Here is an 11,363-nt window from a genome sequence, read left to right as displayed (position 1 = left end):
AGCCGGCCCGCGCCGCCGCTCGCAGCGTCTCGGGGCGCACCAGCGGGCCGAGCACGGCCTCGGCCAGCGCCGCCGCGTCGCGCCCGGCGCCGCGGGCGGAGATGCCGTTGGCCCATTCGACCCGGCGCAGCATGGTCTCGGGCACCGCCCAGTCGGTCGCGACATCGGGCCAGCCGATCGGTGCGCGCGCGCCCCAGAGCGGCTGGCCGAGGTAATTGAGCGTGCCCACCGCGAGCCGTTCGGCCTGGTCGCCCGGGGCCTCGACCGCGCGCAGCACGGCCAGCACGTAGTCGGTGGGCGTGCGCAGCTTGGTCAGCGGCGGGGACCAGGCGTCGGGCAGGCGGATCAGCGCGCGGGTGGCGGCGCCGAGATCCCCGCCGGTGTCGCGCAGTGCGGCGAAGACCGCGCGCACCGCCCCGGGCGGCGGGTCATCGGCCACGAAATGCCGCACGAGCTTGGTGGCGAGGTGGCGGTGCGTGGCTTCGTGCCGGGCGAGCCAGGTCAGCGCCTGCCGGCCGCCGGCCTCGCCTTCCGGCCAAATGCGGCCCAGCACGGTCTTGTCGCCCGGCTCGTGGGTCGCCTCGCGGAACACGAAGCCGTAGGGCTCGCGGGCCGGGGCGAAGGACCAGCCGGTCAGCACCTTGGCGAAGCTGGTCACGTCGGCCTGGGTGTAGCGCGCCGCGGGTGTCACGGTGTGCAGTTCCAGGATCTCGCGCGCCAGGTTCTCGTTGAGGCCGCGGCGGCTGCGCTGGCCGGCCGGGCTGTCCGGCCCGATGGAGCCCTGGTTGTCGAGGTAGAACAGCATGGCGGGGTGGCCGACGACGGCCAGCAGCATGTCCTCGAAGCGGCCGGTCACGTGCGGGCGGATCGCCTCGCGCACGAAGTTGCCGACCAGGTAGGGGGCCTTCTGCCGCGCCACGGTGAAGTGGTTGGCCCAGAAGGCGACCAGCCTCTCCCGCAGGCCGTTGGGCGATTCGATCGCAAGCGCCATGGCGGCCGCGGCCTCGCCGCCGGTGATGCGCCGCTGGTTGGGGCGGCCATTGCCGGCCCGCGCGCTCTGGCCGTCCTCCTGCTGGGCGAGGAAGATCTCCCGCAGCGTGGCGGGCGTGTCGGCCGGCAGGGCCGGGCCCGGCAGGCCGGGGGCAAGTTGCGCCTCGAGCCAGGCGGCGGGGTCGGCCGGGACGGGGTCGGACGGGCGCCGGCCATAGGCGAAGCGGATGGCGGCGATCGCAGGCTGGGCGTCCATGGCCTTGCCAATCTAGCCGAGGCCCGGCGGCTTGCCACGCAACGAAGCGTCTCCGCTGCGCCCAGGCTGCCCGCGGCGTGCGTGCCGGCCGCGCTGTCATGTTTTCCGACACGGTGCCGCGGCGCCTCTCGCGGCCGGGCCCGGGCCGGTTGCGGGCGGCGTCATGCGCCGCATGGCGCCTTCGCGGCGGCCCCCCGGGCATGATGGCTGGGGTTTGCCCGCGCGATGGACCGCGCCTGCCCCCGCGCCGCGCGATCGCGCTTGCAAAGCCGGGCCATACGTCGCAGATAGCCGCCACCGACTGATCGGCGAACCCCTGATCGGCGTATCATCCTGCGGGCGGCGCCGGGCGAAAGCCCAGCGTAGGCGCCCCTTTCTGCTTATGGAGGCCCATCGTGGCGCGCACACCGCTGGAGCGAATCCGGAATATCGGCATCACGGCGCATATCGACGCCGGCAAGACCACCACGACCGAGCGGATCCTCTATTACACCGGGAAGTCGCACAAGATCGGCGAGGTCCACGAGGGCAACACCACGACCGACTACATGGAGCAGGAGCGCGAGCGGGGGATCACCATCACCTCCGCCGCCGTGACCGCCGTGTGGAACGACCACCGCATCAACGTCATCGACACCCCGGGCCACATCGACTTCAACATCGAGGTGAACCGCTCGCTGCGCGTGCTCGACGGCGCCATCTTCATCATCGAGGGCGTGGCCGGCGTGCAGCCGCAGTCCGAGACCAACTGGCGCCTCGCTGACCGCTACAACGTGCCGCGCATCATCTTCATCAACAAGCTCGACCGCACCGGGGCCGATTTCTACAAGGCGGCGGCGACGCTGACCGAGAAGCTCGGCATCAACTGGGTGACGCTGCAGCTGCCCATCGGCATCGAGGACACCTTCAAGGGCGTCGTCGACCTGGTCGAGATGAAGGCGATCATCTGGGAGGGCGACGAGCTGGGTGCCGCCTACCACGACGCCCCGATCCCCGACGACCTGGCCGAGAAGGCCAAGGAATATCGCCAGATCCTGATCGACACCTGCGTGGGCGTCGATGAGGCGGCGATGGAGGAATATTTCGAGAAGGGCGATGTGAGCGTCGCCACGCTGAAGCGCTGCATCAAGAAGGGCACGATCAGCGGCGAGTTCCGCCCGGTGCTCTGCGGCACCGCCTTCAAGAACAAGGGCGTGCAGCCGCTGCTCGACGCCGTGATCGACTACCTGCCGAGCCCGGTCGACATCCCGGGCATCAAGGTGGCGCCGGAGGAAGGCCAGGACGAGACCGCGGAGCGCCGCGTGATCCCGGCCGACGAGAGCGCGCCCTTCGCCGGCCTGGCCTTCAAGATCATCAACGACAAGTACGGCAACCTGACCTTCGTGCGCGTCTATCGCGGCGTGCTGAAGCAGGGCGACATGGTGATGAACACCACCAAGGGGAACCGTGAGCGCATCGGCCGCATGTTCCAGATGCACGCCGACAAGCGCGAGGAAGTGAAGGAAGTCTCCGCCGGCGACATCGCCGCCTTCGTGGGCCTGAAGGACACCGGCACCGGTGACACCCTGGCCGATCAGGCCGACCCGGTGGTGCTCGAGCGCATGGCCTTCCCGGTGCCGGTCATCGACATCTCGGTCGAGCCCAAGACCAAGGAGGGCGTCGAGAAGATGACGCTCGGCCTGCAGAAGCTGGCCGGCGAGGACCCGTCGCTCCGCCTGCGCACCGACCAGGAGACCGGCCAGACTATCCTGTCCGGCATGGGCGAGCTGCATCTCGAGATCATCATCGACCGGCTGAAGCGCGAATACGGCGTGGACGCCAATATCGGCGCGCCGCAGGTGGCGTACCGCGAGACGATCAGCAAGCCGCACACCGAGACCTACACCCACAAGAAGCAGACCGGTGGTTCGGGTCAGTTCGCCGAGGTGAAGATCGTCTTCGAGCCGAAGGAGCGCAACACGGGCATCGAGTTCGTGAACGGCGTGGTCGGCGGCGCGGTGCCGAAGGAATACATCCCGGCGGTGGACAAGGGCATCAAGATGCAGGCCGACACCGGCGTGCTGGCCGGCTTCCCCACCGTGGACTTCAAGTACACGCTGGTGGACGGCAAGTACCACGACGTCGACTCGTCCGCGCTGGCGTTCGAAATCGCCGCCAAGGCCTGCTTCCGCGAGGGCATGAAGAAGGCCGGCCCGGTCATCCTCGAGCCGATCATGGACGTGGAGGTCACCACGCCGCAGGACCATGTCGGCGACGTGGTGGGCGACCTCAACCGCCGCCGCGGCGTGATCCAGTCGCAGGACATGGCGGGCACCTCGGTGATCGTGCGCGCGCACGTCCCGCTCAAGGAGATGTTCGGCTACATCTCGAACCTGCGCGGCATGACGAAGGGGCGTGCGTCCTTCTCCATGCAGTTCAACCACTACGAGCCGGTGCCGCGGAACATCGCGGACGAGATCATGGCGAAGTCGGCCTGATCATCCCGGCCTGACGGGCTTCAGGGAACGGCGCGGCGGGGCAACCTGCCGCGCCGTTTTCGTTGCGCGCGCCACCTGCGGGCCCGCGTGACGGCGGCCCATGCCGGCCGCGCCGCCGGGGTCGGAAGAACCTCGCCACGAGGCTCCCGCCGTCCAGGGCGGTCGCTGCGATCCTGCTTGCGCCGGCTGCCGCGCTCGCCGACGCGCGGGTCCGTCGCGGGGATCGCCGCATCGAGGTGGAAGGCCGCGCCCCCGAGCGGAGCCGCATCGCGCGCGATCCGGGCGTCTGCAGGAGGGGGCCGCGCGTCGGCCTCCTGGCGGATGCGCGAGGCTTCGCCCGGCGCAGTTTCGGCGGTGCCGGACGGTCTTGCTCCTGCCGCGGAGGCGCTTTGCTCAGCGCTTGAGGAAATGCGTGCCGACTGCGTCCAGCACCACCACGCCATCGGCCACCCGCCGCGCCACGTAGCGCAGCTTCGCGATCCCGAGCGGGCGGCCGGTGCGCGAAGGGCGGACCTCCACCACCTCGAGGCGGATCGCGATCTCCTCGCCCGGGCGGAGCGGCGCGGGCCACTTGCTGTCGATCTGATTGCCCCCGATCGACACCGCCGAGATCACGCCGCTGCCCATCACGCGGCCGAACACGGCGGAGAGCGTGTGCAGGCCGCTTACCACCAGCTCGCCGAACAGGCTTTCCTTCGCCGCCTCGGGGTCGAGGTGGAAGTATTGCGGGTCGTATTTCGCGGCGAAGGCGACGACTTCCTCGAGCGGCAGGGACAGCGTGCCGAGGTCGAAGGACTGGCCGGGGGAGAGGTCGTCGAGGGAACGGATCGGGGCGGTCATCGCGCCCGAGGGTAGCGGCCCGCGGCGCGCTTGTCGCGCCGCGCCGGGCAGGCGGCCCGCGCGGCGCCGCTCCCTCAGCCGAGCCTCTGCTGGTCCCCGTCCACCGAGAGCGCCTGGCCGCTGATGGTGGCACCGAAGGGCGAGCAGACGAACAGCGCCATGTTGGCGATGTCGTGCTGCGTGACGTAGCAGCGCAGCGAGACGTCGCGCAGCAGCTCCGCCTCCCTCTCGCGGAAGGACACGCCCTGCGCCTGGGCCTTGGCCTCGATGACACGGCGGATGCGATCGCCCGCCACCAGGCCGGGCAGGATGGCATTCACCCGGATGCGGTCGGGGCCCAGCTCGATGGACAGCGACTTGGTGAACCCCACCACGCCCCATTTCGCCGCGGCATAGGGGCTGCGCAGCGGAAAGCCGAAGCGCCCGGCGGCGGAGGACAGGTTCACGATCGACCCGCCGCCCGCCGCGCGCAGATGCGGCACGGCCGCGCGCGCGCAGTGGAACATGGCCGCGAGGTCGATGCGCAGCGTGGCGTCCAGCGCCTCCGGCGTGACGTCCTCGACCCGCGCGGTGGGCCCGGCGATGCCGGCATTGTTCACCAGCACGTCGAGCCCGCCCAGATGCGCCGCCGCGGCCTCGACGAAACGCTCGCACTCCGCCACCTCGCCCATGTCGGCGCGCATCGCGGGATGGGGGCAGGTGGCCAGGGCCTCGGCATCGAGGTCGCAGACGAAGACCCGCGCGCCGCGCGCGGCGAAGCAGTCGGCCATGACGCGCCCGATCCCGCCCGCACCGGCGCTGATCGCGACCCGCAGGCCCGAAAGGTCCACCGTCAAGGGCTGGTTGCTGCCGGACATCGCTCTCCCCCCGTGAAATGCTTCGCGCATCGTCCCGCCGCGCGCGGCCGCCGGCAAGGGCGGCGTTCCGTTCCGCGGCCGCAGGGGCTAGGCTGGTGCGGCCATGAACATCCTCGACATCGTCTCCCCCACCACCATCGTGCTGGTCGTTGCCCTGCTGCTGGCGGTGCTGGTCGCCACGCGCGGCATCCGCACCGTGCCCCAGGGCGAGGTCTGGACGGTGGAGCGCTTCGGCGCCTTCACCTCCATGCTCAGCCCCGGGCTGAACTTCATTATCCCCTTCATCGACACGATCGGGCGGCGGATGAACGTGCAGGAGGTGGTGCTCGACATCCCCGAGCAGTCGGTCATCACGCGCGACAACGCGACCGTCGCGGTGGACGGCATCGTCTATTACCGCGTCATGGACCCGGCCAAGGCGGCCTATGCGGTGCAGTTCCTGGAACAGGCGCTGACCGCCCTGTCCATGACCAATATCCGCGCGGTGATCGGCGAGATGGACCTGGACCAGACGCTGTCCTCGCGCGACCGGATCAATTCTTCGCTGCTGAACATCCTCGACGGCGCGACCGATCCCTGGGGGGTGAAGATCGCGCGCGTCGAGATCCGCAAGATCGAGCCGCCCGAGAACCTGATCCGCGCCATGAACCTGCAGATGACCGCCGAGCGCGAGCGCCGCGCCACCGTCGCGAAGGCGGAAGGCGAGCGCGAGGCCGAGATCAAGCGCGCCGAGGGCGAGAAGCAGGCGCTGATCCTGCAGGCCGAGGGCCGGCGCGAGGCCGCCTTCCGCGATGCCGAGGCGCGCGAGCGGTCCGCCGAGGCCGAGGCCAACGCGACCCGCATGGTGGCCGAGGTCGCCGCCGGCGCCGGCACCGATGCGCTGCGCTACTTCATCGCCGACAAATACGTGAAGGCGTTCGAAGTGCTGGCCGGCAACAACGCCCAGAAGCTGGTGATCGTGCCGATGGAGAGCAGTGCGCTGGCCGGGGGCATCACCCAGGCGATGGAATTGCTGCGCGGGCCGGACGGGCTCTCCCCGCCCCGGCCGCCGCGCCCATCCACCCCGCCTGCGCCGGAGGTGCCTTCGCCATGGACCCCGCGCTGATCTGGATCCTCGTCGGGCTGGTGCTGCTCGGCGCGGAGACCATCATCCCCGGCGTGTTCCTGCTGTGGATCGGCCTGGCGTCGGTCGGCACGGGGCTGATGCTGTTCGCCGTGGCGCCGCCCTTCTGGGTGACGGTCGCGACCTTCGTGGTGCTGCTCGCGGCAGGCATCGCGGTTGCGCTGCGCTTGCGCCGGATTCAGCACCCGCGCCCGCGGCTGAACACGCCCGATGCCGGGCTGATCGGCCGCTTCGGCGTCCTGACCGAGCCCGGCGCGACCGGGCCGCGCGTGCGGGTGGGCGATTCCGACTGGGCGGCGCGCCTGCCGCGCGACGTGGCGGACAGCCCCTCGGGCACGCGGGTGCGCGTCGAGGGGGTGGACGGCACGACCTTGGTTGTGCGCCCGGAATAGCGCGACGACGCTGGTGGTGCGCCCGGAATAGCCGGGCGAAACTTGCTCCGGCGCAAGGCGCGGCACCTCTGTCTGCGGCATGGTCACAGCCCAAGGAGGATCGCAGCATGAGCGGAACCAGCATCGAGGGCGGCCATGCGCGCCGCCTCTTCGTCGTTGCCAATGGCAGCCACGGCAAGGCCTGGATGAAGCGCCTGGGCGAGAGCGGCTACGATACCGTGCTCGCCTGGGATGCGCCCGACGCCCGGCGCAAGGACGCCGAGCAGGGTGAGGACCGGCCTGGTCGCGCCTTCCCCGGCCCCGGCGCCACCCAGCACAGCGCCATGGAACGCGACGGCATGGACGACAGCCCCAAGGAGCACGCGAAGCGCAACCTGGCGCACCGGATGGCCGATGACATCGTCGACGCGCTGCGCGCCGGCACGGCCGACAGCTTCGCGATCGTGGCGCCGGCGCCGGTCGCGCAGGCGGTGCTCGGCCATGTGCCGCGCGACCTGCACCGCGCGCTGGCGGGGGGCGAGCACCACGACATCACCGGCCTGCCGGTGGCCGAGATCTTCGCCCGGCTGGACGCGCTGCGTCACGGAATGTGACAGGCCTTGACCCGGTGCCCCGTCCTGGCCACGTCATGGTGGCCATGGAAACGCATCGACGCCCGCCTGTCATCGACATGACGCCGGAAGGCGAATTCCGCGACGCGCCACCGTCGCCCGCCGCAGGGCTGCTCGACCGTGCGTTGGCGCGGGTCGGGGCGGCCGGGATGGTGGTGGCGGTGGTGGCCGGCGGGCTGCTGCTGGCGGGGCTCGCGGTGCTGGCGATCAGCATCCTTCTGCCTATCGCCATCCTGGCGGGCGCCATCGGCGCGGGGTCGCTGTGGTGGCGGATGCGCCGCGCGCGGCGTGACGGCACCGCGCCCCAGGGCGTGCGCTTCGTCATCATCCGCCGCTGACGCGCGGCGCGCGCCGGTCCATAACCCCTCCCCATCGATGGGGGAGGGTGGCGCATGGCGCTGTGGGTCCGCTTCGCGCGGGATGACGGCACGACAGGCTTCGGAACGCTGCAGGACGGCGGCATCGCCGTGCATGAGGGCGACATCTTCGCCGCGCCGACGCCGACTGGCGAGGTTGTCGCGCGCGATGGCGTGGGGCTGCGCGCGCCCGTCGCACCCGGCAAGTTCATCGGTCTGTGGAACAATTATCGGGAGCTGGCGGCGAAGACGGGGGCGGCGATCCCCGAGACGCCGCTGTGGTTCCTCAAGGCCGGCACGAGCCTGAACCATCCCGACGGCGTCATCGCCCCGCCCGCAGGCTATGCGGGCAAGGTGCTCTACGAGGGCGAGCTCGGCCTGGTGATCGGGCGGCGCTGCAAGGACGTGGACGAGGCGGCGGCCGCCGAGGCGATCTTCGGCCTGACGGTGGTGAACGACGTCACCGCGCTCGACCTGCTCAACGCCGATCCGTCCTTCCCGCAATGGGCACGCGCCAAGTCCTGCGACGGCTTCGGCCCGGTGGGGCCGGCGATCGCGACGGGGCTCGACTGGTCGGGGCTGCGGGTGCAGGTGGCGCTGAACGGGCGCGTGCGGCAGGACTACCCGACCGCCGACATGATCCTGCCGCCGGCGCGCATCGTGGCGCTGCTGTCGCGGGAGATGACGCTGGAACCGGGCGACGTGATCGCCTGCGGCACCTCGGTCGGCGCGCTGCCGATGCGCCCGGGGATGGTGGTGGAGGTCACGATCGAGGGCATCGGCACGCTGCGCAACGTGATGGCGGGCGGCTGAGCGGGGCGGTCGCCGCGGCGCGTGGCAGGAGGAGGCCGGGCGCGCGCGCTATTCGGCCGCCATCGGCACCCCGCCCGCGCTGAGGCCGAAGGCTTCCGCCAGCAGCGTGTAGGACCGCCGCCGCGCCGCCGCATCGTGGCAATGCGTGATGACGGCGAATTCGGCGATGCCGCCATGCGCGGCCGACAGCGCCTCGAGCTTCGCCTTCACCTGTTCGGGGGTGCCGACCATGGCTCCCTCGCGCATGCGCTCGAGCCGGGCGAGCTCGAGGTCGTTGTACGCATGCGCCTCCGCCTCCTCGACGCTGGGCAGGGGCAAATAGAGGCCGCGGTCGCGCTTGAGGCGCCACAGCTCGCGCGAGCGGAACAGGCGCCTGGCCTCGGCCTCCGTGTCGGCCACCAGGCAATAGACGCCAAGGGCGGGATTCGGCGCGGCCAGGCGGCCGGGCATGCCGGGCTTGGGCTGGAAGCTCTCGCGATAGACGGCGATGGCCTGTTCCGACCCGCCGCCATCGGAGAAGAAATGCGCGAAGCAGTAGGGCAGGGCGAAATACCCCGCGACCTGCGCGCCGTAGTCGGAACTGCCCAGGATCCACATCTCCGGCCGCGTCTCGACCGCGGGCTGGGCTATGATGGAGCGGAAGGGGTGGTTCTCCGGCAGGCCGTCGCCGTGCCAGCCCAGCACCTCCATCACCTGCGCGGGGAAGCGGTCGGCCGCCTGGTTGGCATTGGGGTTGAGCGCGAAGGCGGTGCGCCCGTCCGAGCCCGGCGCGCGGCCCACGCCGAGGTCGATGCGCCCGGGCGCGATCGCCTCCAGCACGCGGAACTGCTCGGCGACCTTCAGCGAGGAATAATGCGGCAGCATGATGCCGGCCGAGCCCACGCGGATCCGCTGCGTGGTGGCGGCGATGGCGGCCATCAGCACCTCCGGCGCGGCGCCGGCATGGGAGGCGGAGTTGTGGTGTTCCGCGCACCAGTAGCGGCGGTAGCCGAGGGCGTCGCAATGCCGGGCGAGGGCGAGGGTCTCGCGGATCGCCTCACCGGGCGTGCGGCCGGAGGCGACGGAGGACTGGTCGAGGACGGAGAGCGTGAATCCGGTCATGCGAGGGAGTTAAGCATGGCGCGGTCGTGCCGGGAGAGGGGGCGGGAGGATGCCGGACGCGGGGCCTGTCGCCGGTTCCGCGGCCCTAGGGGCGGGCAGCCGGCGCCGCCGGATATGCAGCGATCGGTAAGAATTCGATTCAAGAATGCCACATAATGACCTGATTCAAAGCGACTTCAGGGGGCGGCAACAGGGCGGTCCCACCGCCCCGCGCAGGCCCTTCATGCCGCGGATCAGGCGATGGCGCGTTCGTAGTTCAGGGCGATGACCTCGGCATGGCGGGCCGAGGGCGCCGCGCGCCCGTGGTCCGCATCGCCCAGGATGGCGTCGAGGAAGGCGCCGATCGGCGCTTCCTCAGGCTGCCGCTGTGCCGGTTGTTCGACGTAGAGGCCCAGCAACCGCCGGATCTCCTCGAGGCGGCGGTAATGTATCGAGCCGCGAAGCTCGGCCAGGATCGTGCGTTCCTCGCGGCGGAGAGCGGTGATCAGGGTCGCGTCCATCTGTCCCCCTCGAACTGGCTTCATGTCCACAAATTAGAAAATGAATTCACAAAAAATCAAGACCTTGGTTCGAATCTCGTATCTGATATGACGTCCATCATCTGGTAGGAGGCCGGCGCGTGCGCCACCAGATGTTGTTCTCGCAATGGTTGTATACCGCTTTCGGTTTGTCGCGGAAGGCGTTTTTCTCCGACGCAATGCTTCTTGCTTGCGACACTGTGGCGGCTGCGCCACGGTTTCGCGCGTGGCGACCGCCACGGCGCGCCGGCGCGCCCGGCGGGGCCCAGGGGATCGCGATGGACGAGGCTGGCTTCATGCGGCGGGCGATCGCGCTCTCCCGCCAGGGTGTACAGGAAGGCGGCGGTCCCTTCGGCGCCGTGGTCGCGCGCGACGGGCGCATCCTGGGCGAAGGGCGCAACGCCGTGGTGCCCGGCCGCGATCCCACCGCCCATGCCGAGGTGGTGGCGATCCGCGCTGCCTGCGGGGCGCTCGGCACGCACGACCTGTCGGGGGCGGTGATCTACACGAGTTGCGAGCCCTGCCCGATGTGCCTCGGCGCCATCTGGTGGGCGCGCATCGGCGAGGTCGTCTACGCCAATGACCGCGCCGATGCGGCGGCGATCGGCTTCGACGACGCCGCGATCTACGAGGAGGTCTGCCGGCCCATGGCCGAACGCGCCCTGCCGCTGCGCCGCCTGCTGGCGGCGGAGGCGATCGAGGCCTTCCGGCTATGGGCGGGGAAGCCCGACAAGGTGCCCTACTGACCCGGGCCGGCGGCAGGGCGGGCTTGATCCGACCCGGCGCGGGGCGATGATCGGCGCTGGTGCGCGAAGGGAGGCGGCGATGCGACGGGTGGGGGCAACGGCGCGGATACGCGGCGCATGACGGGCGGGCCGCCGCCCGATGCGCGGGTGCTGGAGGTTTCGGGGCTGGATGCGCCCGGCGCGTCCGGCGCGCTGACCGCCGCCATCCGGCGGGCCGACCCGGCGGCGGGGGTCTGGGTCGACCCGTCGCGCGGCCTGGTGGCGGTGGCGTCCGCCGCGCCCG

12 protein-coding genes are annotated in these 11,363 nt (G+C 71.2%); 7 read left to right on the top strand and 5 right to left on the bottom strand.

Annotation, left to right across the window (positions count from 1 at the left end; all coding sequences use genetic code 11):
- The coding region (locus HW578_RS16100) for a DUF1800 domain-containing protein (protein WP_198371582.1) at window positions 1-1,246 on the bottom strand (1,246 nt) is incomplete at its 3' end.
- 395 nt (window positions 1,247-1,641) lie between these two features.
- Between HW578_RS16100 and fusA the strand changes: the two genes are divergently transcribed.
- Window positions 1,642-3,723, top strand: a complete 2,082-nt coding sequence (gene fusA / locus HW578_RS16095; protein WP_198371581.1) for an elongation factor G — start codon at window positions 1,642-1,644, stop codon at window positions 3,721-3,723.
- A 393-nt stretch (window positions 3,724-4,116) separates the two neighbouring features.
- On the opposite strand, the gene HW578_RS16090 is transcribed toward fusA, so the two are convergent.
- Window positions 4,117-4,563: a MaoC/PaaZ C-terminal domain-containing protein gene (locus HW578_RS16090; protein ID WP_198371580.1), complete on the bottom strand. Its 447-nt coding sequence runs from the start codon at window positions 4,561-4,563 to the stop codon at window positions 4,117-4,119.
- 74 nt (window positions 4,564-4,637) lie between these two features.
- Window positions 4,638-5,420 (bottom strand): SDR family oxidoreductase, encoded by a 783-nt coding sequence (locus HW578_RS16085; RefSeq protein WP_232479017.1) that lies wholly within the window; start codon window positions 5,418-5,420, stop codon window positions 4,638-4,640.
- A gap of 103 nt (window positions 5,421-5,523) precedes the next feature.
- Between HW578_RS16085 and HW578_RS16080 the strand changes: the two genes are divergently transcribed.
- The 5 genes from HW578_RS16080 to HW578_RS16060 all read left to right on the top strand — a co-directional run bounded on the left by HW578_RS16080 (window position 5,524) and on the right by HW578_RS16060 (window position 8,715).
- On the top strand, window positions 5,524-6,525 hold the full coding sequence (locus tag HW578_RS16080; protein ID WP_198371578.1) for an SPFH domain-containing protein: 1,002 nt from the start codon (window positions 5,524-5,526) through the stop codon (window positions 6,523-6,525).
- Window positions 6,510-6,935, top strand: coding sequence for an NfeD family protein (locus tag HW578_RS16075; protein WP_198371577.1), 426 nt, complete (start codon window positions 6,510-6,512; stop codon window positions 6,933-6,935). The genes HW578_RS16080 and HW578_RS16075 overlap by 16 nt, the downstream gene beginning before the upstream one ends.
- A 107-nt stretch (window positions 6,936-7,042) precedes the next feature.
- Window positions 7,043-7,528, top strand: coding sequence for a host attachment protein (locus HW578_RS16070; protein ID WP_198371575.1), 486 nt, complete (start codon window positions 7,043-7,045; stop codon window positions 7,526-7,528).
- 44 nt (window positions 7,529-7,572) lie between these two features.
- Window positions 7,573-7,884 (top strand): hypothetical protein, encoded by a 312-nt coding sequence (locus HW578_RS16065; protein ID WP_198371573.1) that lies wholly within the window; start codon window positions 7,573-7,575, stop codon window positions 7,882-7,884.
- A 54-nt stretch (window positions 7,885-7,938) separates the two neighbouring features.
- Window positions 7,939-8,715, top strand: a complete 777-nt coding sequence (locus HW578_RS16060; protein ID WP_198371572.1) for a fumarylacetoacetate hydrolase family protein — start codon at window positions 7,939-7,941, stop codon at window positions 8,713-8,715.
- 48 nt (window positions 8,716-8,763) lie between these two features.
- Here HW578_RS16060 and HW578_RS16055 read toward each other — a convergent pair whose 3' ends face one another.
- A complete protein-coding gene (locus HW578_RS16055; RefSeq protein ID WP_198371570.1) occupies window positions 8,764-9,816 on the bottom strand; it encodes an LLM class flavin-dependent oxidoreductase in 1,053 nt (350 codons plus the stop codon).
- Between the two features lie 233 nt (window positions 9,817-10,049).
- Window positions 10,050-10,316: a hypothetical protein gene (locus HW578_RS16050; protein ID WP_198371568.1), complete on the bottom strand. Its 267-nt coding sequence runs from the start codon at window positions 10,314-10,316 to the stop codon at window positions 10,050-10,052.
- A 296-nt stretch (window positions 10,317-10,612) separates the two neighbouring features.
- Between HW578_RS16050 and HW578_RS16045 the strand changes: the two genes are divergently transcribed.
- Complete coding sequence (locus HW578_RS16045; RefSeq protein WP_232479016.1) at window positions 10,613-11,080, top strand: nucleoside deaminase; 468 nt, start codon at window positions 10,613-10,615, stop codon at window positions 11,078-11,080.
- Window positions 11,081-11,363: the final 283 nt, after the last annotated feature.

Source organism: Roseomonas rosulenta (assembly GCF_016106005.1).
Taxonomy (GTDB): Bacteria; Pseudomonadota; Alphaproteobacteria; order Acetobacterales; family Acetobacteraceae; genus Neoroseomonas; species Neoroseomonas rosulenta.
The sequence above is the reverse complement of the archived record's forward strand: the minus strand, read 5'-3'. Positions and strand labels throughout refer to the sequence as shown.

Coding starts and splice junctions, on each gene's coding strand:
- HW578_RS16060 (WP_198371572.1), top strand. CDS start 7,939: ATGGCGCTGTGGGTCCGCTTCGCGCGGGATGACGGCACGACAGGCTTC.
- HW578_RS16050 (WP_198371568.1), bottom strand. CDS start 10,316: ATGGACGCGACCCTGATCACCGCTCTCCGCCGCGAGGAACGCACGATC.
- HW578_RS16080 (WP_198371578.1), top strand. CDS start 5,524: ATGAACATCCTCGACATCGTCTCCCCCACCACCATCGTGCTGGTCGTT.
- HW578_RS16075 (WP_198371577.1), top strand. CDS start 6,510: ATGGACCCCGCGCTGATCTGGATCCTCGTCGGGCTGGTGCTGCTCGGC.
- HW578_RS16055 (WP_198371570.1), bottom strand. CDS start 9,816: ATGACCGGATTCACGCTCTCCGTCCTCGACCAGTCCTCCGTCGCCTCC.
- HW578_RS16065 (WP_198371573.1), top strand. CDS start 7,573: ATGGAAACGCATCGACGCCCGCCTGTCATCGACATGACGCCGGAAGGC.
- HW578_RS16085 (WP_232479017.1), bottom strand. CDS start 5,420: ATGTCCGGCAGCAACCAGCCCTTGACGGTGGACCTTTCGGGCCTGCGG.
- HW578_RS16070 (WP_198371575.1), top strand. CDS start 7,043: ATGAGCGGAACCAGCATCGAGGGCGGCCATGCGCGCCGCCTCTTCGTC.
- HW578_RS16045 (WP_232479016.1), top strand. CDS start 10,613: ATGGACGAGGCTGGCTTCATGCGGCGGGCGATCGCGCTCTCCCGCCAG.
- HW578_RS16090 (WP_198371580.1), bottom strand. CDS start 4,563: ATGACCGCCCCGATCCGTTCCCTCGACGACCTCTCCCCCGGCCAGTCC.